Here is a 22,034-nt window from a genome sequence, read left to right as displayed (position 1 = left end):
GTTGTCAACGTCTGAGAACTCCCTATAATGCGCCTCCACTGACACGGAACAACGGCTTACAGGCCGCCGGGTTAGCGGGGTTCAGAGATGAGCGCCAACAGAGAAAAGCAAAAATAATCGCTTGACTCTGAATGAGGAAAACGTAATATACGGGACCTCGCAACGGTGAGCTGAAAGCCGCGTTGCAACTGCTCTTTAACAATTTATCAGACAATCTGTGTGGGCACTCAAAGTGACATGGATTCTTAATGTCTTCGGACAATAAATGAATACCAAGTCTCTGAGTGAACATACGTAATTCATTACGAAGTTTAATTCACGAGCATCAAACTTAAATTGAAGAGTTTGATCATGGCTCAGATTGAACGCTGGCGGCAGGCCTAACACATGCAAGTCGAACGGTAGCACAGAGAGCTTGCTCTCGGGTGACGAGTGGCGGACGGGTGAGTAATGTCTGGGAAACTGCCTGATGGAGGGGGATAACTACTGGAAACGGTAGCTAATACCGCATAACGTCGCAAGACCAAAGAGGGGGACCTTCGGGCCTCTTGCCATCAGATGTGCCCAGATGGGATTAGCTAGTAGGTGGGGTAACGGCTCACCTAGGCGACGATCCCTAGCTGGTCTGAGAGGATGACCAGCCACACTGGAACTGAGACACGGTCCAGACTCCTACGGGAGGCAGCAGTGGGGAATATTGCACAATGGGCGCAAGCCTGATGCAGCCATGCCGCGTGTATGAAGAAGGCCTTCGGGTTGTAAAGTACTTTCAGCGGGGAGGAAGGTGTTGTGGTTAATAACCACAACAATTGACGTTACCCGCAGAAGAAGCACCGGCTAACTCCGTGCCAGCAGCCGCGGTAATACGGAGGGTGCAAGCGTTAATCGGAATTACTGGGCGTAAAGCGCACGCAGGCGGTCTGTCAAGTCGGATGTGAAATCCCCGGGCTCAACCTGGGAACTGCATTCGAAACTGGCAGGCTAGAGTCTTGTAGAGGGGGGTAGAATTCCAGGTGTAGCGGTGAAATGCGTAGAGATCTGGAGGAATACCGGTGGCGAAGGCGGCCCCCTGGACAAAGACTGACGCTCAGGTGCGAAAGCGTGGGGAGCAAACAGGATTAGATACCCTGGTAGTCCACGCCGTAAACGATGTCGACTTGGAGGTTGTGCCCTTGAGGCGTGGCTTCCGGAGCTAACGCGTTAAGTCGACCGCCTGGGGAGTACGGCCGCAAGGTTAAAACTCAAATGAATTGACGGGGGCCCGCACAAGCGGTGGAGCATGTGGTTTAATTCGATGCAACGCGAAGAACCTTACCTACTCTTGACATCCAGAGAACTTAGCAGAGATGCTTTGGTGCCTTCGGGAACTCTGAGACAGGTGCTGCATGGCTGTCGTCAGCTCGTGTTGTGAAATGTTGGGTTAAGTCCCGCAACGAGCGCAACCCTTATCCTTTGTTGCCAGCGGTCCGGCCGGGAACTCAAAGGAGACTGCCAGTGATAAACTGGAGGAAGGTGGGGATGACGTCAAGTCATCATGGCCCTTACGAGTAGGGCTACACACGTGCTACAATGGCGCATACAAAGAGAAGCGACCTCGCGAGAGCAAGCGGACCTCATAAAGTGCGTCGTAGTCCGGATTGGAGTCTGCAACTCGACTCCATGAAGTCGGAATCGCTAGTAATCGTAGATCAGAATGCTACGGTGAATACGTTCCCGGGCCTTGTACACACCGCCCGTCACACCATGGGAGTGGGTTGCAAAAGAAGTAGGTAGCTTAACCTTCGGGAGGGCGCTTACCACTTTGTGATTCATGACTGGGGTGAAGTCGTAACAAGGTAACCGTAGGGGAACCTGCGGTTGGATCACCTCCTTACCTTAAAGAACCTGCCTTTGTAGTGCTCACACAGATTGTCTGATGAAAAAACAGCAGTAAAAATCTCTGCAGGCTTGTAGCTCAGGTGGTTAGAGCGCACCCCTGATAAGGGTGAGGTCGGTGGTTCAAGTCCACTCAGGCCTACCAAACTCCTTTTAAAGGATGAGCGGTACAGAGATTACAAACGATGGGGCTATAGCTCAGCTGGGAGAGCGCCTGCTTTGCACGCAGGAGGTCTGCGGTTCGATCCCGCATAGCTCCACCATCTTTTACTGCGAACACAAGAAAACTTCAGAGTGAACCTGAAAAGGTGCACTGCGAAGTTTTGCTCTTTAAAAATCTGGATCAAGCTGAAAATTGAAACGACACACATATTATGTGTGTTCGAGTCTCTCAAATTTTCGCAAACCGATGATGAATCGAAAGAAACATCTTCGGGTTGTGAGGTTAAGCGACTAAGCGTACACGGTGGATGCCCTGGCAGTCAGAGGCGATGAAGGACGTGCTAATCTGCGAAAAGCGCCGGCGAGGTGATATGAACCTTTGACCCGGCGATGTCCGAATGGGGAAACCCAGTGTGTTTCGACACACTATCGTTAACTGAATACATAGGTTAACGAGGCGAACCGGGGGAACTGAAACATCTAAGTACCCCGAGGAAAAGAAATCAACCGAGATTCCCCCAGTAGCGGCGAGCGAACGGGGAGCAGCCCGGAGTCTGAATCAGCTTGTGTGTTAGTGGAACGGTCTGGAAAGTCCGACGGTACAGGGTGATAGTCCCGTACACGAAAATGCACAGGTTGTGAACTCGAAGAGTAGGGCGGGACACGTGGTATCCTGTCTGAATATGGGGGGACCATCCTCCAAGGCTAAATACTCCTGACTGACCGATAGTGAACCAGTACCGTGAGGGAAAGGCGAAAAGAACCCCGGCGAGGGGAGTGAAAAAGAACCTGAAACCGTGTACGTACAAGCAGTGGGAGCCTACTTGTTAGGTGACTGCGTACCTTTTGTATAATGGGTCAGCGACTTATATTCTGTAGCAAGGTTAACCGTATAGGGGAGCCGAAGGGAAACCGAGTCTTAACTGGGCGTTAAGTTGCAGGGTATAGACCCGAAACCCGGTGATCTAGCCATGGGCAGGTTGAAGGTTGGGTAACACTAACTGGAGGACCGAACCGACTAATGTTGAAAAATTAGCGGATGACCTGTGGCTGGGGGTGAAAGGCCAATCAAACCGGGAGATAGCTGGTTCTCCCCGAAAGCTATTTAGGTAGCGCCTCGTGAACTCATCTTCGGGGGTAGAGCACTGTTTCGGCTAGGGGGCCATCCCGGCTTACCAACCCGATGCAAACTACGAATACCGAAGAATGTTATCACGGGAGACACACGGCGGGTGCTAACGTCCGTCGTGAAGAGGGAAACAACCCAGACCGCCAGCTAAGGTCCCAAAGTCATGGTTAAGTGGGAAACGATGTGGGAAGGCACAGACAGCCAGGATGTTGGCTTAGAAGCAGCCATCATTTAAAGAAAGCGTAATAGCTCACTGGTCGAGTCGGCCTGCGCGGAAGATGTAACGGGGCTAAACCATGCACCGAAGCTGCGGCAGCGACGCTTATGCGTTGTTGGGTAGGGGAGCGTTCTGTAAGCCGTTGAAGGTGGCCTGTGAGGGTTGCTGGAGGTATCAGAAGTGCGAATGCTGACATAAGTAACGATAAAGCGGGTGAAAAGCCCGCTCGCCGGAAGACCAAGGGTTCCTGTCCAACGTTAATCGGGGCAGGGTGAGTCGACCCCTAAGGCGAGGCCGAAAGGCGTAGTCGATGGGAAACAGGTTAATATTCCTGTACTTGGTGTTACTGCGAAGGGGGGACGGAGAAGGCTATGTTAGCCGGGCGACGGTTGTCCCGGTTTAAGCATGTAGGCGGAGGTTCCAGGTAAATCCGGTACCTTTTAACGCTGAGGTGTGATGACGAGGCACTACGGTGCTGAAGTAACAAATGCCCTGCTTCCAGGAAAAGCCTCTAAGCATCAGGTAACACGAAATCGTACCCCAAACCGACACAGGTGGTCAGGTAGAGAATACCAAGGCGCTTGAGAGAACTCGGGTGAAGGAACTAGGCAAAATGGTGCCGTAACTTCGGGAGAAGGCACGCTGATATGTAGGTGAAGCCCCTGCGGGTGGAGCTGAAATCAGTCGAAGATACCAGCTGGCTGCAACTGTTTATTAAAAACACAGCACTGTGCAAACACGAAAGTGGACGTATACGGTGTGACGCCTGCCCGGTGCCGGAAGGTTAATTGATGGGGTTAGCGGTAACGCGAAGCTCTTGATCGAAGCCCCGGTAAACGGCGGCCGTAACTATAACGGTCCTAAGGTAGCGAAATTCCTTGTCGGGTAAGTTCCGACCTGCACGAATGGCGTAATGATGGCCAGGCTGTCTCCACCCGAGACTCAGTGAAATTGAACTCGCTGTGAAGATGCAGTGTACCCGCGGCAAGACGGAAAGACCCCGTGAACCTTTACTATAGCTTGACACTGAACACTGGTCCTTGATGTGTAGGATAGGTGGGAGGCTTTGAAGCGTGGACGCCAGTCTGCGTGGAGCCGACCTTGAAATACCACCCTTTAATGGCTGGTGTTCTAACGTAGACCCGTAATCCGGGTTGCGGACAGTGTCTGGTGGGTAGTTTGACTGGGGCGGTCTCCTCCCAAAGAGTAACGGAGGAGCACGAAGGTTAGCTAATCCTGGTCGGACATCAGGAGGTTAGTGCAATGGCATAAGCTAGCTTGACTGCGAGAGTGACGGCTCGAGCAGGTGCGAAAGCAGGTCATAGTGATCCGGTGGTTCTGAATGGAAGGGCCATCGCTCAACGGATAAAAGGTACTCCGGGGATAACAGGCTGATACCGCCCAAGAGTTCATATCGACGGCGGTGTTTGGCACCTCGATGTCGGCTCATCACATCCTGGGGCTGAAGTAGGTCCCAAGGGTATGGCTGTTCGCCATTTAAAGTGGTACGCGAGCTGGGTTTAGAACGTCGTGAGACAGTTCGGTCCCTATCTGCCGTGGGCGCTGGAGAATTGAGGGGGGCTGCTCCTAGTACGAGAGGACCGGAGTGGACGCATCACTGGTGTTCGGGTTGTCATGCCAATGGCACTGCCCGGTAGCTAAATGCGGAAGAGATAAGTGCTGAAAGCATCTAAGCACGAAACTTGCCCCGAGATGAGTTCTCCCTGAGACTATAAGTCTCCTGAAGGAACGTTGAAGACGACGACGTTGATAGGTCGGGTGTGTAAGCGCAGCGATGCGTTGAGCTAACCGATACTAATGAACCGTGAGGCTTAACCTTACAACGCCGAAGGTGTTTTGGCGGTGAGAGACGATTTTCAGCCTGATACAGATAACAGAATTTGCCTGGCGGCTTTAGCGCGGTGGTCCCACCTGACCCCATGCCGAACTCAGAAGTGAAACGCCGTAGCGCCGATGGTAGTGTGGGGTCTCCCCATGTGAGAGTAGGGAACTGCCAGGCATCAAATTTAGTAGTAAGCCGGTGCATAAATCCGGTGGTTACAAGCAGTCTTCGGTGGAGCGGTAGTTCAGTCGGTTAGAATACCTGCCTGTCACGCAGGGGGTCGCGGGTTCGAGTCCCGTCCGTTCCGCCACTTATTAAGACATTAAGCCTGCCTCACTGGCAGGCTTAATGGCAAAAAACTTTAGGGGCGTAGCTCAGTTGGTAGAGCACCGGTCTCCAAAACCGGGTGTCGCGAGTTCGAGTCTCTCCGCCCCTGCCATATCGAATCCTTTGCTTCGGCAAAGGATTTTTTTTTGCCTGAAATACAACGGCACACCTGAATTTTCAGCCAGCTTCCCTGCTGGCTGATGCATCATTCCATAATATTGATTTTTAAGAGATCTTTTATCTGCGACTGCTTATCGCTGTTTTGCAGCCAAATCGCATACAGCGGGCGCGAAATGGTGGTGGAATCTATCACGGTATGTAGCCCCGCTTTAGTATCTGCCCAACGGGCTGGTAACCAGGTGCAACCATTCAACAAGGGAAGTTGCTGACAGGCAATCTCGGCAGAACTGGTGGTTAACTGTGGAACATCATCTGGGGCTATCAATCCCGCCTCATGCTGCTGAAAATCAGGACCCCACTCCAGGCGCAAATAGGTCAGATCGGCTTTCATCATTGAAGGTTCAGAAGCATAAAGTGCCAGACCAAACTGCCCTACAATCTGGCTGCTAAATTCGTCCATCTTGGGGGCTTCGGTCGTGATAAGAAGATCAAGCTGGCGCTCATGAAGTTGCTTAACCAGGGACTGGCGTTGCGCAATTCTGGCTTCAAATTGCAAATGTTCATGAGAACGATATAGCCGGGTAAGCCACTGACTTAGCATACATTCCCACAGGGACGCGCTGGCCCCTATCGAGAACTCATTGTGCCTCGACGTATGGGCAACCTCTTTACGTGCTGCCTGCCAGGTATTCATCAACGTTTCCGCATAGGGGAGCAGTTTCTCACCGGCAGGCGTTAAACGTATGTTGTTGCGGTGGCGAGTAAAAAGATTCACACCCAGTTGGTTTTCCAGCTGTCGAATACGAAAACTGACCGCTGACTGCGTCAGGTAAAGGGCTTCAGCTGCTCGCCCAAAGTGGCGTGTTCTGCTCACTTCGAGGAAAGTTTTTAGCAATTCCGTATCCACATCTTTCTCCGCAAAATAATTTGTCGTTATGATTTAAATGTTTTGTTTTACACTCTGTCAAGCGTAACTAATACTCCGCGCCATAAATAGCTCGGCCAAAGAATTAGGAGCGTGTAGGATGGCGGAAAGCTTTACGACGACTAATCGTTTTTTCGACAATAAACATTATCCGCGCGGGTTCTCTCGTCACGGCGATTTCACCATCAAAGAGGCGCAGCTGCTTGAGCGTCATGGTTATGCCTTCAACGAGCTGGATCTGGGTAAGCGTGAGCCTGCAACTGAAGATGAAAAGCAGTTTGTCTTAGTGTGCCGTGGCGAGCGTGAGCCACAGTCTGAAGCAGAACGTGTATGGATCAAGTACATGGCGCGCATTAAGCGTCCAAAACGCTTCCATACGCTCTCCGGCGGTAAGCCACAGATGGAAGGCGCAGAAGACTACACTGAGTCTGATGACTAAGATGATGAGAAGGGGCTACGGCCCCTTTTTTACGCCAGCAACTTCTGCAGATGGAGCAGCAAACGATCGATAGCGCGGTAGCTCAGCGCCTCCTGCAAGTGTTTCCTCTGAATGTCACTACAACCCTCCACGTCAGCAATGGTTCTGGCCACTTTCAGCAAACGCTGCCACGCGCGTATAGAAAGACCAAAACGCGTCAAGGTTTCCTCCAGCCAAACCGCATCCTCCATGTTAAGAGAACAAAACTGCCGGATCCCGGCATTATCCAGCCGCGCATTCAGCCTGTTCTGACGGGCATATTGTCGCGTCTGGGCAGCAATGACCCGCTCGCGTACATCTGCTGAGCTTTCACCCGTGATGCCTTTTTGCCTGAGCAGGCCCGGCGGGGGAAGGGGGATTTCGAGGGATAAATCGAAACGGTCGAGGAACGGGCCGGATAACTTTCCCAGATAGCGCAACGTCTGCTCTGGCGTACAGCGGTTATGATTGCCCTGATAATGACCCGTAGGGCTGGGATTCATCGCAGCGACCAGCTGAAACTGCGCGGGATAGCTTATTTTGGCTCGCGTGCGTGAGATGTGTATCTCTCCAGATTCAATGGGTTCTCTCAGGGCATCCAGGACGCGGCGCTCAAACTCAGGCAGCTCGTCGAGAAACAGAATGCCATTGTGCGCCAGTGAAATTTCACCCGGCCCGGGAATAGACCCACCGCCGACCATCGCCGTCAGTGAAGCACTATGATGAGGTGAACGAAAAGGGCGACGGCGCCACTGTTTTTGCAACGAGGTAGAACTGATAAGGCTATAAATGGCGGCACTTTCCAGCGCTTCATGATTATTGAGCGGTGGCAGCAAGCCACTCAGCCTGCTCGCCAGCATCGTTTTACCCGTACCAGGCGGGCCAATCAACAGAAGATTGTGTCCACCTGCGGCCGTAATCTCCAGCGCCCGTTTCCCTTGCTCCTGTCCCATAATCTCGCTGAGATCCTCTGGGGTATCGGCTATAACATTGTCACACTCTTCCGGCTCGGACAGTTCATGGCGCCCTTCCAGCCAGGCGCAAACTTCCTGTAAATGCCCTGCGACAAGACACCCCTTCTCGGCGATAAGGCTCACTTCTGATGCATTTTCATTCGCGACAATGATTTGCCGCCCTGCGCGTATAGCTTCCAGCGCGCCCGATATCGCACCGGGAACGCCCCTTAACGCGCCTGTGAGCGCGAGTTCTCCCACAAACTCGTACGAGCCTAGCCTGGTCGTATTAAGCTGCTCAGAGGCCGCGAGAAGCGCAATCGCGATAGGTAAATCATATCGTCCCCCCTCTTTGGGCAGATCGGCGGGAGCCAGGTTGATGGTGATCTTCTTCGCGGGGAAGGTATAACCGCTATTTATTATTGCGCTGCGAACGCGATCCCGGGCTTCTTTAACCGTCGTTTCAGGTAGCCCGACGAGCGTGAGCCCGGGTAGCCCATTACTCAGATGAACCTCTACAGAAATAAGCGGTGCCTTCACCCCGAGAGCCGCACGCGTATAAACAACTGACAGTGACATTTGCACTACCTCCTGGTACGACTATGCCAGTGCCTCTTTTGTCTGTTTAGCGTCATTTTGCGTATTTACGGCTCTTATTCAGAGATTTTAAGCGCACACTGAAATCATTACATACCCGTGGAAGACTTCTCGCAGAAGGTAAAAAGCGCCGTTTTGATGGTTAGCGCCGTCGTAAAAATATGAAAAATATTCATTCTTCAATTTCCCCATATAAAACAACGATTTTAAGAAATATGATTCGCGGCCTAACCAAATGCGTCATAAATAAATCTTGTGTTTGATTTAAAAACTGTGATACCTCTTTAGGTATTCCTTCGAACAAGATGCAAAAAGAACTGAAAATGACAGCCCTTCTACGAGTGATTAGCCTGGTCGTGATTAGCGTGGTGGTGATTATTATCCCACCGTGCGGGGCTGCACTTGGACTAGGAAAGGCTTAGAAATCAAGCCTTAACGAACTAAGACCCCCGCACCGAAAGGTCCGGGGGTTTTTTTATGACTAAAAAACGTAAACGAGGAGCAGGACATGACGACTAGCATAAAATTCTGTTTCTCCAGATTTATGACGGGGAACTAACTATGAATGGGGCACAATGGGTTGTACATGCGTTGCGCGCGCAGGGAGTCGAGACCGTATTCGGTTATCCGGGTGGCGCGATCATGCCGATTTACGATGCACTGTATGACGGCGGCGTGGAACATCTCTTGTGCCGACACGAGCAGGGGGCAGCAATGGCCGCTATTGGCTATGCCCGCGCGACGGGTAAAACCGGCGTGTGCATGGCAACGTCAGGCCCGGGCGCAACGAACCTGATTACCGGCCTGGCTGATGCGCTGCTCGATTCCGTGCCCGTCGTGGCGATCACCGGTCAGGTGGCTTCCCCGTTCATTGGTACCGATGCTTTCCAGGAAGTGGACGTGCTTGGTTTATCGCTGGCCTGCACCAAGCACAGCTTCCTTGTCCAGTCTCTGGATGAGCTGCCGCGCGTAATGGCCGAAGCGTTCGAAGTGGCGAGCTCGGGCCGCCCTGGCCCCGTTCTGGTGGATATCCCGAAAGATATCCAGGTTGCACTCGGCGAACTGGAACCGCACTTCTCCACCGTGGAAAGCGACGATGCGTTCCCGCATGCAGAGGTTGAAGAGGCGCGCCAGATGTTGGCGCAGGCGAAACAGCCGATGCTGTACGTCGGCGGGGGTGTCGGCATGGCGCAGGCCGTGCCTGCCCTGCGTGAATTTATCGCGGTAACGCAAATGCCTGCCACCTGCACGTTGAAAGGTCTTGGTGCGGTTGATGCAGACGACCCATACTATCTCGGCATGCTGGGGATGCACGGCACTAAAGCCGCAAACCTGGCGGTGCAAGAGTGCGATCTGCTCATCGCCGTGGGTGCGCGTTTTGACGACCGCGTTACTGGCAAACTGAATACCTTCGCGCCAAATGCCAAAGTTATCCATATGGATATCGACCCGGCGGAGATGAACAAACTGCGTCAGGCGCACGTCGCGCTGCAGGGCGATCTCAATACGCTGTTACCGGCACTGGCGCAGCCACTGGATATCAGCGCGTGGCGCCAGCACGCCGCAGAGATGCGCGCCGAACACGCCTGGCGTTACGACCATCCTGGCGATGCTATCTACGCACCGCTGCTGCTGAAACAGTTGTCTGACCGTAAACCGGCTGATAGCGTCATCACCACCGACGTAGGCCAGCACCAGATGTGGTCAGCCCAGCACATGACCTACACCCGTCCGGAAAACTTCATCACCTCCAGCGGCTTAGGCACCATGGGCTTTGGCCTGCCTGCCGCCGTGGGTGCGCAGGTGGCTCGCCCGAACGATACGGTTATCTGTATCTCCGGTGACGGCTCCTTCATGATGAACGTTCAGGAGCTGGGCACCGTTAAGCGCAAGCAGTTGCCGCTGAAAATCGTGTTGCTGGATAATCAGCGTTTAGGGATGGTTCGACAGTGGCAACAGCTGTTCTTCCAGGAGCGTTACAGCGAAACCACCCTGACCGATAACCCCGATTTCCTCACCCTGGCCAGCGCCTTCGGCATTCCTGGCCAGCACATCACCCGTAAAGACCAGGTTGAAGCGGCACTCGACACCATGCTGTCAAGCGAAGGGCCGTACCTGCTTCATGTCTCAATCGACGAGCTTGAGAACGTCTGGCCGTTGGTACCGCCCGGTGCCAGTAACTCACAAATGCTGGAGAAATTATCATGATGCAACATCAGGTCGCCGTGCAGGCTCGCTTCAACCCGGAAACCTTAGAACGCGTTTTGCGTGTGGTCCGTCATCGTGGTTTTCAGATTTGCTCTATGAATATGGAGACGGCCACCGACGCGCAGAACATCAGTATCGAATTAACCGTTGCCAGCCCGCGGCCGGTCGACTTACTGTTTAGTCAGTTATCAAAACTGGTAGACGTTGCCCATGTTGCCATCTGCCAGAGCACAACCACATCACAACAAATCCGCGCTTAAGCGTGACAGGACGAAAAAATGACGACAAAAAAAGCTGATTACATTTGGTTCAATGGTGAGATGGTTCGCTGGGAGGACGCGAAGGTCCACGTCATGTCCCACGCGCTGCACTACGGCACCTCCGTCTTTGAAGGTATCCGTTGCTACGATTCTCACAAAGGGCCAGTGGTGTTCCGCCATCGCGAACACATGCAGCGTCTGCATGATTCAGCCAAAATTTATCGTTTCCCGGTTTCACAGAGCGTTGATGAGCTGATGGAAGCCTGCCGCGAAGTCATTCGCAAGAATAACCTGACCAGCGCCTACATTCGTCCACTGGTCTTCGTGGGTGATGTCGGTATGGGCGTGAACCCGCCAGCCGGTTACAACACCGATGTGATCATTGCCGCGTTCCCGTGGGGGGCTTACCTCGGAGCAGAAGCCCTGGAGCAGGGGATCGACGCAATGGTTTCTTCCTGGAACCGCGTGGCGCCAAACACCATCCCGACCGCTGCTAAAGCGGGCGGTAACTACCTTTCCTCTCTGCTGGTCGGTAGCGAAGCGCGCCGTCACGGCTATCAGGAAGGTATCGCGCTGGACGTGAATGGCTACATCTCGGAAGGCGCAGGTGAAAACCTGTTTGAAGTGAAAGATGGCATCCTGTTCACGCCGCCATTTACATCTTCCGCGCTGCCGGGTATTACCCGTGACGCCATCATCAAGCTGGCGAAAGACCTGGGTATCGAAGTGCGCGAGCAGGTGCTGTCCCGCGAATCCCTGTATCTGGCTGATGAAGTGTTCATGTCCGGTACGGCGGCTGAAATCACGCCGGTTCGTAGCGTAGACGGTATTCAGGTCGGCGAAGGCCGCTGTGGCCCGGTCACCAAACGCATCCAGCAAGCCTTCTTTGGCCTCTTTACTGGCGAAACAGAAGATAAATACGGCTGGTTGGATCAGGTTAATCACTAAATATAAATTTGGGACGGCACGCACCGTCCCATTGAATAGTCAGACGGGAGTAAATAAAGCATGCCTAAGTATCGTTCAGCCACCACCACCCACGGCCGTAACATGGCGGGTGCCCGCGCACTGTGGCGCGCCACCGGGATGACCGACGCCGATTTCGGCAAGCCAATTATCGCCGTGGTGAACTCCTTCACCCAGTTTGTGCCAGGCCATGTGCATCTGCGCGACCTCGGTAAACTGGTTGCCGAGCAAATCGAAGCTTCCGGCGGTGTGGCGAAAGAGTTCAACACCATCGCGGTGGATGACGGTATCGCAATGGGTCACGGGGGCATGCTCTATTCACTGCCGTCGCGTGAGCTGATCGCCGACTCGGTTGAGTACATGGTCAACGCCCACTGCGCCGATGCAATGGTCTGTATCTCCAACTGCGATAAAATCACCCCGGGGATGCTGATGGCCTCCCTGCGCCTGAACATTCCGGTGATCTTCGTCTCCGGCGGCCCAATGGAAGCCGGTAAAACCAAGCTGTCCGACAAAATCATCAAGCTCGACCTGGTCGATGCGATGATCCAGGGCGCGGATCCGAAAGTGTCTGACGAGCAGAGCGACCAGGTTGAACGCTCCGCGTGTCCGACCTGCGGCTCCTGTTCCGGGATGTTCACCGCCAACTCCATGAACTGTCTGACCGAAGCGCTGGGCCTGTCGCAGCCGGGTAACGGCTCGCTGCTGGCGACACACGCCGATCGTAAACAGCTGTTCCTCAACGCCGGTAAACGCATCGTTGAGCTCACCAAACGCTACTACGAGCAGGATGATGCCAGTGCACTGCCGCGCAACATCGCCAGCAAAGCGGCGTTTGAAAATGCGATGACGCTGGATATCGCCATGGGCGGTTCCACCAATACCGTTCTGCACCTGCTGGCCGCCGCGCAGGAAGCCGAAATCGACTTCACCATGAGTGATATCGACAAGCTGTCCCGTAAAGTGCCGCAGCTGTGTAAAGTTGCGCCAAGCACCCAGAAATACCATATGGAAGATGTTCACCGTGCCGGTGGCGTAATCGGTATCCTGGGCGAGCTGGATCGCGCCGGGCTGCTGAACCGCGACGTGAAAAACGTGCTCGGCCTGACGCTGCCGGAGTCGCTGGACCAATACGACGTGATGCTGACCAAAGACGACGCGGTGAAAACGATGTTCCGCGCCGGTCCCGCCGGGATCCGTACCACGCAGGCGTTCTCGCAGGATTGCCGCTGGGATTCCCTGGATGACGATCGCGCCGAAGGCTGCATCCGTTCGCTGGAGCACGCCTACAGCAAGGACGGCGGTCTGGCCGTGCTGTACGGTAACTTCGCGGAAAACGGCTGCATCGTGAAAACGGCAGGCGTGGACGACAGCATCCTTAAATTCACCGGCCCGGCGAAAGTGTACGAAAGCCAGGATGAAGCGGTGGACGCCATCCTCGGTGGCAAAGTGGTAGAAGGCGACGTGGTTGTTATTCGCTATGAAGGGCCGAAAGGCGGGCCGGGCATGCAGGAAATGCTCTACCCAACCACCTTCCTGAAATCCATGGGTCTCGGCAAAGCTTGTGCGCTGATCACCGACGGCCGTTTCTCCGGCGGTACGTCCGGGCTCTCCATCGGCCACGTTTCACCGGAAGCGGCAAGCGGCGGCAACATCGCCATCATTGAAGACGGTGACCTGATCGAAATCGATATCCCGAATCGCGGCATTCAACTGAAGCTGAGCGACCAGGAAATTGCGGCCCGTCGTGAGGCACAAGAAGCGCGCGGCGATAAAGCCTGGACGCCGAAAGATCGTCAGCGTGAAGTCTCCTTCGCCCTGCGCGCATACGCGAGCCTTGCCACCAGTGCAGATAAAGGCGCGGTGCGCGATAAATCGAAACTTGGGGGCTAATGATGGCCGAGTCACAACCCTTATCCGCCGCCCCCGAGGGGGCGGAATATCTGAGAGCGGTGCTACGCGCACCGGTCTATGAAGCCGTGCAGGTCACGCCGCTTCAGAAAATGGAAAAACTCTCTTCGCGCCTCGACAACGTGATCCTGGTGAAGCGCGAAGACCGCCAGCCGGTGCACAGCTTCAAGCTGCGCGGCGCCTACGCGATGATGGCCGGACTGACCGACGAGCAAAAAGCGCGCGGCGTCATTACCGCCTCGGCGGGCAACCATGCGCAGGGCGTGGCGTTCTCGTCTGCTCGTCTGGGGTTGAAAGCGCTAATCGTGATGCCGGTTGCTACCGCTGACATCAAAGTCGACGCGGTACGCGGTTTCGGCGGGGAAGTGCTGCTCCACGGCGCCAATTTTGACGAAGCTAAAGCCAAAGCCATTGAGCTGGCGCAGCAGCAGGGCTTCACCTGGGTGCCGCCGTTCGATCACCCGATGGTCATTGCCGGACAAGGCACGCTGGCGCTTGAACTGCTGCAGCAGGATGCCCATCTCGACCGCGTCTTCGTTCCGGTGGGCGGCGGCGGGTTAGCGGCGGGTGTGGCCGTGCTGATCAAACAGCTGATGCCGCAGATCAAAGTCATCGCTGTTGAAGCGGAGGACTCTGCCTGCCTGAAAGCGGCGCTGGATGCCGGGCATCCGGTGGATCTGCCGCGCGTTGGTCTGTTTGCTGAGGGCGTGGCGGTAAAACGCATTGGCGATGAAACCTTCCGTCTCTGCCAGGAATACCTCGACGATATCGTCACGGTTGATAGCGATGCTATCTGCGCGGCAATGAAAGATCTGTTTGAGGATGTTCGTGCGGTGGCGGAGCCGTCCGGCGCGCTGGCCCTGGCGGGGATGAAAAAATACATCGCGCAGCACAACATCCGCGGCGAGCGCCTGGCGCACGTGCTTTCCGGCGCCAACGTGAACTTCCACGGCCTGCGCTACGTGTCCGAGCGCTGCGAGCTGGGTGAACAGCGTGAAGCATTGCTGGCGGTGACTATTCCGGAAGAGAAGGGGAGCTTCCTGAAGTTCTGCCAGCTGCTGGGCGGTCGTTCGGTGACGGAGTTCAACTACCGTTTCGCCGATGCCAAAGATGCCTGCATTTTCGTCGGCGTGCGTCTGAGCCGTGGCGTCGAGGAGCGTAAAGAGATCCTTAACCTCCTGCATGACGGTGGTTACAGCGTGGTGGACCTTTCAGACGACGAAATGGCGAAGCTGCACGTGCGCTATATGGTCGGCGGGCGTCCCTCGAAGCCGCTCAGGGAACGCCTGTTCAGCTTCGAATTCCCGGAATCACCGGGCGCGTTGCTCAAATTCCTGCACACGCTGGGCACGCACTGGAACATCTCCCTGTTCCATTACCGCAGCCACGGCACCGACTACGGCCGCGTGCTGGCGGCGTTTGAACTGGGTGAGCACGAGCCGGATTTTGAAACACGGCTGAACGAACTGGGCTATGAGTGTCACGACGAAACCCACAACCCCGCCTTCCGTTTCTTCCTGGCAGGATAAGCGGAGCGCAACCCGACTTCAATGGTTGGGCAATATCTTCCAGAACGCATCAATAAGCGGCTCATGCAGCCGCTTTTTTTGTGCGCACACGCCAAGCTCAAACGGCGTTTTCTCATCGCTGCGATCCAGAATCATCACGCGATTGCGCACCGGTTCCGGGCTATTTTCCAGCACCACTTCCGGCAATAGCGCCACGCCGCAGCCGAGCGCCACCATCGACACCATCGCCTCATGACCGCTGACCGTGGCGTAAATCAACGGGTTACTGATTTTTTGTCGGCGGAACCACAGCTCAATGCGACGGCGCACTGGCCCCTGGTCGGCCATGATAAACGGCACCGTGGACCAGTCCGGTTTTTCTACCGATACCTGGTTTCGCACCGGGCAGGGCAGCGCCGGGGCAATCAGTACCACCGCCAGATTTTCGAGCATTGAAAACGCTACCGCACCCGGGAGCGTTTCGGGTTTCCCTGCAATGGCGAGATCCGCTTCGCCCGTCACCACTTTTTCCATCGCGTCGGCGGCGTCGCCCGTGGTCAGTTTAATTTCAACCGATGGATGTGCCGCGCGGAAGCGATCAAGAATGGGCGGCAGATGGCTGTAGGCGGCAGTGACGGAGCAGAAAATATGCAGCTCGCCGGACAGCGACGGCCCCTGCTGGTCAATGGCGTGCCGTAGCTGCTGATACTGCAGCAACGTCTGCTGGGCAAAAAGGCGCAGTTCTTCGCCCGCTTCCGTGAGCGTGACGGTGCGGTTATCGCGCACAAACAGCGGCTGGCCGAGGTCTTCCTCAAGGCGCTGTATCTGGCGCGAGAGCGTGGAGGGGCTGACGTGCATCGCCCGTGCGCTGCGGCCAAAGTGACGGCTTTCCGCCAGATGCAGAAACATTTTCAGATCGCGTAAATCCATCGATTCCACTCCCTCTTTTTATATTGCAAAAATTGCAATATGACGTTGTGAATATATCAATTTCCGCAATAAATTTCCTGTTGTAATGTGGTTCTATTCTCGCTGAAACGCGAACCGAACAATAAGACACACAACATCACGAGGTATCACCCATGGCTAACTACTTTAATACACTGAACTTGCGCCAGCAGCTGGCGCAGCTGGGCAAATGCCGCTTCATGGCGCGCGATGAATTTGCCGATGGCGCGAGCTACCTTCAGGGTAAAAAAGTGGTCATCGTCGGCTGTGGCGCACAGGGTCTGAACCAGGGCCTGAACATGCGTGACTCCGGTCTGGATATCTCTTATGCCCTGCGTAAAGAAGCGATTGCTGAAAAGCGTGCTTCCTGGCGTAAAGCTACCGAAAACGGCTTCAAAGTGGGCACCTACGAAGAGCTGATCCCGCAGGCGGATCTGGTGGTTAACCTGACCCCGGACAAACAGCACTCTGACGTGGTGCGTTCCGTACAGCCGCTGATGAAAGACGGCGCTGCACTGGGTTACTCCCACGGCTTCAACATCGTTGAAGTTGGCGAGCAGATCCGCAAAGACATCACCGTAGTGATGGTGGCGCCGAAGTGCCCGGGTACGGAAGTACGCGAAGAGTACAAACGTGGCTTCGGCGTACCGACCCTGATCGCGGTCCACCCTGAAAACGATCCGAAAGGCGAAGGCATGGCGATTGCTAAAGCATGGGCTGCGGCGACCGGCGGCCACCGTGCGGGTGTTCTGGAATCTTCCTTCGTTGCCGAAGTGAAATCTGACCTGATGGGCGAGCAGACCATTCTGTGCGGTATGCTGCAGGCCGGTTCTCTGCTGTGCTTCGACAAGCTGGTGGAAGAAGGCACCGACCCGGCCTACGCGGAAAAACTGATTCAGTTCGGCTGGGAAACCATCACCGAAGCGCTGAAGCAGGGCGGCATTACGCTGATGATGGACCGTCTGTCCAACCCGGCAAAACTGCGTGCTTACGCCCTGTCTGAACAGCTGAAAACCATCATGGCACCGCTGTTCCAGAAACATATGGACGACATCATCTCCGGCGAATTCTCTTCCGGCATGATGGCGGACTGGGCGAACGACGATAAGAAACTGCTGACCTGGCGTGAAGAGACCGGCAAAACCGCGTTCGAAACGGCGCCACAGTTTGAAGGTAAAATTGGCGAGCAGGAGTACTTTGATAAAGGCGTACTGATGATCGCCATGGTGAAGGCGGGTGTTGAGCTGGCGTTCGAAACCATGGTGGATTCAGGCATCATCGAAGAGTCTGCCTACTACGAATCTCTGCACGAACTGCCGCTGATCGCGAACACCATCGCCCGTAAGCGTCTGTACGAAATGAACGTGGTTATCTCTGATACCGCTGAATACGGTAACTACCTGTTCTCCTACGCCTGCGTACCGCTGCTGAAAGAGTTCATGACCACCCTGCAACCGGGCGATCTGGGCGAAGCGATTGCGGAAGGTGCGGTAGACAACGCGCAGCTGCGCGATGTGAATGAAGCGATTCGCAGCCACCAGATCGAGAAAGTGGGTCACAAACTGCGTGGCTACATGACCGATATGAAGCGTATCGCGGTAGCGGGTTAACAACCTTGTCGGGTGGCGCTTCGCTTACCCGACCTACAAACACGTAAAATGTAGGCCGGGTAAGGCGCAGCCGCCACCCGGCTTTTTATTTGCGATATAACACTTTAATGACGTGGTAGCCAAACTGCGTGTGCAGCGGACCCGTCGGCTCCAGCACCGGGCAGGAGAAGACCACTTTATCGAACGCCGGCACCATCTGGCCCTGACGGAATTCACCTAAATCGCCGCCACGTTTGCCTGACGGACAAATTGAGTGCTTCTTAGCCAGCTTGCCGAAGTCGGCGCCGTTTTTGATCTGCTCCAGAAGATCCAGAGCCAGTTTCTCTTCTTTAACAAGAATATGCAGTGCTGCTGCTGTTTTTGCCATGATCGTGCCTTGAGTGGTATGGATTAGGCTCGCTATACTACCACGCTGTTATTCTCCCCTCCTGACTTTCATTGAGTGATCATTTATGCGTCTAAACCCCGGACAACAACAAGCCGTCGAATTTGTCACCGGACCCTGTCTGGTGCTGGCGGGAGCAGGATCCGGTAAAACGCGCGTCATCACCAATAAGATTGCGCACCTGATCCGCGGCTGTGGTTATCAGGCCCGTCACATTGCGGCGGTCACCTTTACCAACAAAGCGGCACGCGAAATGAAAGAACGTGTCGGCCAGACGCTGGGGCGCAAAGAGGCGCGCGGGCTGATGATCTCCACGTTCCACACGCTGGGGCTGGATATCATCAAACGTGAGTATGCCGCGCTGGGGATGAAATCCAACTTTTCGCTTTTCGATGACACCGACCAGGTGGCATTACTCAAAGAGCTCACTGAAGGGCTGATCGAAGATGACAAGGTGCTGTTGCAGCAGCTGATCTCGACGATCTCTAACTGGAAAAACGATCTAATGACCCCGGCCCAGGCTGCGGCGATCGCCAAAGGCGAACGGGATCGGATCTTCGCCCACTGTTATGGTCTGTACGATGCGCACATGAAAGCGTGTAATGTGCTGGACTTCGACGACCTGATCCTGCTGCCGACGCTGCTTTTACAGCGAAATGAAGAGGTGCGCGAGCGCTGGCAGAATAAAATCCGCTACCTGCTGGTGGATGAATATCAGGACACCAACACCAGCCAGTACGAGCTGGTAAAGCTGCTGGTGGGCCAGCGTGCCCGTTTCACCGTGGTAGGCGACGACGACCAGTCGATCTACTCCTGGCGCGGCGCGCGTCCGCAAAACCTGGTGCTGCTGAGTAAAGACTTCCCCGCGCTGCAGGTGATTAAGCTGGAGCAAAACTACCGCTCCTCCGGACGGATCCTGAAGGCGGCAAACATCCTGATTGCCAATAACCCGCACGTATTTGAGAAGCGCCTGTTCTCCGAGCTGGGCTACGGCACGGAGCTGAAAGTGCTCAGCGCCAACAATGAAGAACATGAAGCGGAGCGCGTGACGGGCGAACTGATTGCCCACCACTTCGTCAACAAAACCGAATATAAAGATTACGCGATCCTTTATCGCGGTAATCACCAGTCGCGCGTCTTTGAAAAGATGCTGATGCAGAACCGCATACCGTACAAAATCTCGGGCGGCACCTCGTTCTTCTCACGGCCTGAAATTAAAGATCTGCTGGCCTATCTGCGTGTGCTCACTAACCCGGATGACGACAGCGCGTTTCTGCGCATCGTGAATACGCCGAAGCGCGAAATTGGTCCGGCGACGCTGCAAAAGCTGGGTGAATGGGCGATGACCCGCAATAAAAGCCTGTTTACGGCCAGCTTCGATATGGGACTAAGCCAGACGCTGACCGGGCGCGGTTACGACTCGTTAACGCGATTCACCCACTGGCTTGGCGAAGTACAGCGTCTTGCAGAGCGCGAGCCGGTGGCGGCGGTGCGCGATCTGATTCACGGTATTGATTACGAATCCTGGCTGTACGAAACCTCCGCCAGCCCGAAAGCGGCTGAGATGCGCATGAAAAACGTTAATCAGCTGTTCAGCTGGATGACCGAAATGCTGGAAGGCTCGGAAATCGATGAGCCGATGACCCTGACCCAGGTGGTCACCCGCTTTACCCTGCGCGACATGATGGAGCGCGGCGAGAGCGAAGAAGAGGCCGATCAGGTTCAGCTGATGACGCTGCATGCGTCAAAAGGGCTGGAGTTTCCGTATGTGTATCTGGTCGGCATGGAAGAGGGGTTGCTGCCCCATCAGAGCAGTATTGATGAAGACAACGTCGACGAGGAGCGGCGTCTGGCCTATGTGGGGATCACCCGTGCGCAGAAAGAGCTGACGTTCACGCTGTGTAAAGAGCGCCGCCAGTATGGTGAACTTGTCCGCCCGGAGCCAAGCCGTTTTCTGCTGGAACTGCCGCAGGACGACCTGATTTGGGAACAAGAGCGCAAGGTGATTACCGCTGAAGAGCGGATGCACAAAGGCCAGGCGAACGTGGCAAACATTCGCGCCATGCTGGCAAAAGCCAAAGAGAAGGGATGAGTTTGAAGGCTTGCAGGCCGGGTAAGCGCAGCGCCACCCGGCATATTCTACTCTCTTATTTTACTTCCAGTGCCCAGTGCACATAGCTTTGCCACTGGCACTCCTGCTCGATCATCTCTGCGCCGAGCGGGTGATGATCAATCCAGTTTTCCGGCAGCGTCAACGTCAGCTTCTCATCATCGGCCACCAGATTAATCGCAGGCAGCAAATCATCACGACGACGGCTGGCAAACAGAATCGCCAGGCGCAGCAGGCGGCACAGATGCTCGGCCACGCGCGGCGGTACAGCGTTTTGCTGATGAAGAGAGGAGAGATCAACGGCGTTGGTCTGGTTCAGCAGCAGCGTTGCCAGCAGCTTTTTCTGTGCGGGCGTGTAGCCCGGTAAGTCAAGGTTACGCACAAGGTAGGCTGCATGAGCCGGGGCCTGCTTAAAGTCGATGCTCAGCCCCACTTCATGCAGAGCACAAGCGCTCAGCAATAAATCGCGGCTCAGAGGGTCAAGATCCCAGGCATTAGCGACCTGATCGGCAAAGCGAGAGGCCAGCTGCGATACGCGGCCAGCCTGATCGATATCAACCAGAAAACGACGCTGCACGTTGCGCAAAGTACGGTTGCGGATGTCCTGATCCACTGAAAGATGCAGCATCCCGTAGACCAGACCTTCGCGCAGCGCGCCGCCGGCAAGGGTCATACACTGGATGTTCAGCTCGGTGAAAATGGCGATCAGAATGGCGAGCCCGCTCGGGAAGACCAGGGCACGTTCCAGCGTCAGGCCTTCAATTTCCAGCTCTTCCAGGCGTCCGCACTGAATAGCGCGCTGCTTAAGCTGCTGAAGCTTGGCAAGCGTAATGCGCTCGTCCATTCCCTGCGCCATCATGATTTCCTGCAGGGCCTGAACGGTACCTGACGCACCGACACACACTTTCCAGCCGTGGTAGCGCAGTTCGTCCATCACCGGACGTAACACTTCGCGCGCGGCATTTTCTGCCTCGTCGAAATTCTCTTTACCCAGATTGCGGTCAGCGAAGTAACGCTCAAGCCAGGTTACGCAGCCCATCGACAGGCTGAACAGCGAGGTCGCCTGCGCGCCGGTACCGGTCACAAGCTCGGTACTGGCACCGCCGATATCCACCACCAGACGGCGATCGTCCCCGCCTGTCGTATGCGCAACTCCCTGATAGATCAGGCGAGCTTCTTCTTCGCCGCTGATAACCTGAACCGGGCACCCCAGGATTTCCTGCGCTTTGGCAATAAAATCCACGGCGTTAACCGCCAGGCGGAGCGTCGCGGTGGCGACCACGGTGATTTGGGCATGCGGGATATCCTGCAGACGCTCTGCAAAGAGTCGCAAACACTGCCAGCCACGTTCCATGGCTTCGGGAGAGAGGACATTATCGCTGCTCAGGCCCGCCGCGAGGCGGACCTTGCGCTTAATGCGCGTCAGCGTTTGTATGCTCCCTGCCACCTCGCGCACAACCAGCATATGAAAACTATTCGAACCGAGATCGATTGCTGCATAAAGCGAGGTGGAGCTGAGCATA

The 22,034-nt window shown here is 55.2% G+C and carries 15 protein-coding genes, 4 tRNA genes and 3 rRNA genes; 17 read left to right on the top strand and 5 right to left on the bottom strand.

The annotated features are described in order from the left end of the window. The first annotated feature begins 333 nt into the window (after positions 1-333). The 7 genes from G0034_RS22455 to G0034_RS22425 all read left to right on the top strand — a co-directional run bounded on the left by G0034_RS22455 (position 334) and on the right by G0034_RS22425 (position 5,665). A 16S ribosomal RNA gene (locus G0034_RS22455) occupies positions 334-1,873 on the top strand. Positions 1,874-1,943: 70 nt separating this feature from the next. Beyond that, positions 1,944-2,020: transfer RNA gene (locus tag G0034_RS22450), tRNA-Ile, on the top strand. A gap of 42 nt (positions 2,021-2,062) precedes the next feature. Continuing rightward, positions 2,063-2,138 (top strand) — tRNA-Ala (locus G0034_RS22445). A 180-nt stretch (positions 2,139-2,318) separates the two neighbouring features. Then, positions 2,319-5,223, top strand: a 23S ribosomal RNA gene (locus G0034_RS22440). 64 nt (positions 5,224-5,287) lie between these two features. Further along, positions 5,288-5,403, top strand: a 5S ribosomal RNA gene (rrf, locus tag G0034_RS22435). Together the 16S, 23S and 5S rRNA genes with 4 tRNA genes alongside form the textbook arrangement of a ribosomal RNA operon. Before the next feature lie 56 nt (positions 5,404-5,459). After that, positions 5,460-5,536 (top strand) — tRNA-Asp (locus G0034_RS22430). A 53-nt stretch (positions 5,537-5,589) separates the two neighbouring features. Beyond that, a tRNA-Trp gene (locus G0034_RS22425) sits at positions 5,590-5,665 on the top strand. Positions 5,666-5,758: 93 nt separating this feature from the next. On the opposite strand, the gene hdfR is transcribed toward G0034_RS22425, so the two are convergent. Next, positions 5,759-6,580 (bottom strand): HTH-type transcriptional regulator HdfR, encoded by an 822-nt coding sequence (gene hdfR / locus G0034_RS22420; RefSeq protein WP_045269185.1) that lies wholly within the window; start codon positions 6,578-6,580, stop codon positions 5,759-5,761. A 118-nt stretch (positions 6,581-6,698) separates the two neighbouring features. On the opposite strand from hdfR, the gene G0034_RS22415 reads away from it, so the two are divergent. Next, positions 6,699-7,037, top strand: a complete 339-nt coding sequence (locus G0034_RS22415) for a MaoP family protein (protein WP_014885680.1) — start codon at positions 6,699-6,701, stop codon at positions 7,035-7,037. 29 nt (positions 7,038-7,066) lie between these two features. Here the strand turns inward: G0034_RS22415 and G0034_RS22410 are convergent, their stop codons facing one another. Next, positions 7,067-8,587, bottom strand: coding sequence for a YifB family Mg chelatase-like AAA ATPase (locus G0034_RS22410; RefSeq protein ID WP_023331589.1), 1,521 nt, complete (start codon positions 8,585-8,587; stop codon positions 7,067-7,069). A gap of 341 nt (positions 8,588-8,928) precedes the next feature. Between G0034_RS22410 and ilvL the strand changes: the two genes are divergently transcribed. The 7 genes from ilvL (at position 8,929) to ilvA (ending at position 15,479) form a co-directional block, all read left to right on the top strand. Then, positions 8,929-9,027: an ilv operon leader peptide gene (ilvL, locus tag G0034_RS22405; RefSeq protein ID WP_094948593.1), complete on the top strand. Its 99-nt coding sequence runs from the start codon at positions 8,929-8,931 to the stop codon at positions 9,025-9,027. A gap of 86 nt (positions 9,028-9,113) precedes the next feature. Beyond that, entirely contained in the window at positions 9,114-9,164 is a 51-nt protein-coding gene (ilvX, locus tag G0034_RS23580) for a peptide IlvX (protein ID WP_201405605.1), read from the top strand. 2 nt (positions 9,165-9,166) lie between these two features. Next, positions 9,167-10,813, top strand: a complete 1,647-nt coding sequence (gene ilvG, locus G0034_RS22400; RefSeq protein WP_023331588.1) for an acetolactate synthase 2 catalytic subunit — start codon at positions 9,167-9,169, stop codon at positions 10,811-10,813. After that, entirely contained in the window at positions 10,810-11,073 is a 264-nt protein-coding gene (ilvM, locus tag G0034_RS22395) for an acetolactate synthase 2 small subunit (protein WP_003860184.1), read from the top strand. Before ilvG ends, ilvM begins: the two co-directional genes overlap by 4 nt. An 18-nt stretch (positions 11,074-11,091) precedes the next feature. Continuing rightward, a complete protein-coding gene (ilvE, locus tag G0034_RS22390) occupies positions 11,092-12,021 on the top strand; it encodes a branched-chain-amino-acid transaminase (protein WP_014885677.1) in 930 nt (309 codons plus the stop codon). Positions 12,022-12,081: 60 nt separating this feature from the next. Continuing rightward, positions 12,082-13,932 (top strand): dihydroxy-acid dehydratase, encoded by a 1,851-nt coding sequence (gene ilvD / locus G0034_RS22385; RefSeq protein ID WP_014885676.1) that lies wholly within the window; start codon positions 12,082-12,084, stop codon positions 13,930-13,932. Positions 13,933-13,934: 2 nt separating this feature from the next. Beyond that, the gene (gene ilvA, locus G0034_RS22380; RefSeq protein WP_014885675.1) at positions 13,935-15,479 is read left to right on the top strand and encodes a threonine ammonia-lyase, biosynthetic; all 1,545 of its coding nucleotides are present in this window, start codon (positions 13,935-13,937) and stop codon (positions 15,477-15,479) included. 18 nt (positions 15,480-15,497) lie between these two features. On the opposite strand, the gene ilvY is transcribed toward ilvA, so the two are convergent. Beyond that, positions 15,498-16,388, bottom strand: coding sequence for an HTH-type transcriptional activator IlvY (gene ilvY, locus G0034_RS22375; protein ID WP_014885674.1), 891 nt, complete (start codon positions 16,386-16,388; stop codon positions 15,498-15,500). A 152-nt stretch (positions 16,389-16,540) separates the two neighbouring features. Here ilvY and ilvC point away from each other — a divergent pair, with 152 nt between their 5' ends. Next, on the top strand, positions 16,541-18,016 hold the full coding sequence (ilvC, locus tag G0034_RS22370) for a ketol-acid reductoisomerase (RefSeq protein ID WP_179121275.1): 1,476 nt from the start codon (positions 16,541-16,543) through the stop codon (positions 18,014-18,016). A gap of 85 nt (positions 18,017-18,101) precedes the next feature. Here the strand turns inward: ilvC and ppiC are convergent, their stop codons facing one another. Next, on the bottom strand, positions 18,102-18,383 hold the full coding sequence (ppiC, locus tag G0034_RS22365; RefSeq protein ID WP_008501570.1) for a peptidylprolyl isomerase PpiC: 282 nt from the start codon (positions 18,381-18,383) through the stop codon (positions 18,102-18,104). Positions 18,384-18,468: 85 nt separating this feature from the next. On the opposite strand from ppiC, the gene rep reads away from it, so the two are divergent. Then, on the top strand, positions 18,469-20,493 hold the full coding sequence (rep, locus tag G0034_RS22360; protein WP_008501569.1) for a DNA helicase Rep: 2,025 nt from the start codon (positions 18,469-18,471) through the stop codon (positions 20,491-20,493). A 55-nt stretch (positions 20,494-20,548) separates the two neighbouring features. Here rep and gppA read toward each other — a convergent pair whose 3' ends face one another. Next, positions 20,549-22,033, bottom strand: coding sequence for a guanosine-5'-triphosphate,3'-diphosphate diphosphatase (gppA, locus tag G0034_RS22355; RefSeq protein ID WP_014885671.1), 1,485 nt, complete (start codon positions 22,031-22,033; stop codon positions 20,549-20,551). Between the last annotated feature and the right edge of the window lies 1 nt (position 22,034).

Source organism: Enterobacter sp. T2 (assembly GCF_010692925.1).
Classification (GTDB): Bacteria; Pseudomonadota; Gammaproteobacteria; order Enterobacterales; family Enterobacteriaceae; genus Enterobacter; species Enterobacter kobei.
Note: the sequence above shows the minus strand (reverse complement) of the source record. Positions and strands in the feature narration are given on the sequence as shown.

Bases quoted from the DNA above. Each gene is read 5' to 3' on its own strand.
- ilvM (WP_003860184.1), top strand. From the start codon at position 10,810: ATGATGCAACATCAGGTCGCCGTGCAGGCTCGCTTCAACCCGGAAACC.
- ilvE (WP_014885677.1), top strand. From the start codon at position 11,092: ATGACGACAAAAAAAGCTGATTACATTTGGTTCAATGGTGAGATGGTT.
- ilvC (WP_179121275.1), top strand. From the start codon at position 16,541: ATGGCTAACTACTTTAATACACTGAACTTGCGCCAGCAGCTGGCGCAG.
- ilvD (WP_014885676.1), top strand. From the start codon at position 12,082: ATGCCTAAGTATCGTTCAGCCACCACCACCCACGGCCGTAACATGGCG.
- ilvY (WP_014885674.1), bottom strand. From the start codon at position 16,388: ATGGATTTACGCGATCTGAAAATGTTTCTGCATCTGGCGGAAAGCCGT.
- gppA (WP_014885671.1), bottom strand. From the start codon at position 22,033: ATGCTCAGCTCCACCTCGCTTTATGCAGCAATCGATCTCGGTTCGAAT.
- G0034_RS22415 (WP_014885680.1), top strand. From the start codon at position 6,699: ATGGCGGAAAGCTTTACGACGACTAATCGTTTTTTCGACAATAAACAT.
- ppiC (WP_008501570.1), bottom strand. From the start codon at position 18,383: ATGGCAAAAACAGCAGCAGCACTGCATATTCTTGTTAAAGAAGAGAAA.
- G0034_RS22410 (WP_023331589.1), bottom strand. From the start codon at position 8,587: ATGTCACTGTCAGTTGTTTATACGCGTGCGGCTCTCGGGGTGAAGGCA.
- ilvG (WP_023331588.1), top strand. From the start codon at position 9,167: ATGAATGGGGCACAATGGGTTGTACATGCGTTGCGCGCGCAGGGAGTC.
- ilvL (WP_094948593.1), top strand. From the start codon at position 8,929: ATGACAGCCCTTCTACGAGTGATTAGCCTGGTCGTGATTAGCGTGGTG.
- rep (WP_008501569.1), top strand. From the start codon at position 18,469: ATGCGTCTAAACCCCGGACAACAACAAGCCGTCGAATTTGTCACCGGA.
- ilvA (WP_014885675.1), top strand. From the start codon at position 13,935: ATGGCCGAGTCACAACCCTTATCCGCCGCCCCCGAGGGGGCGGAATAT.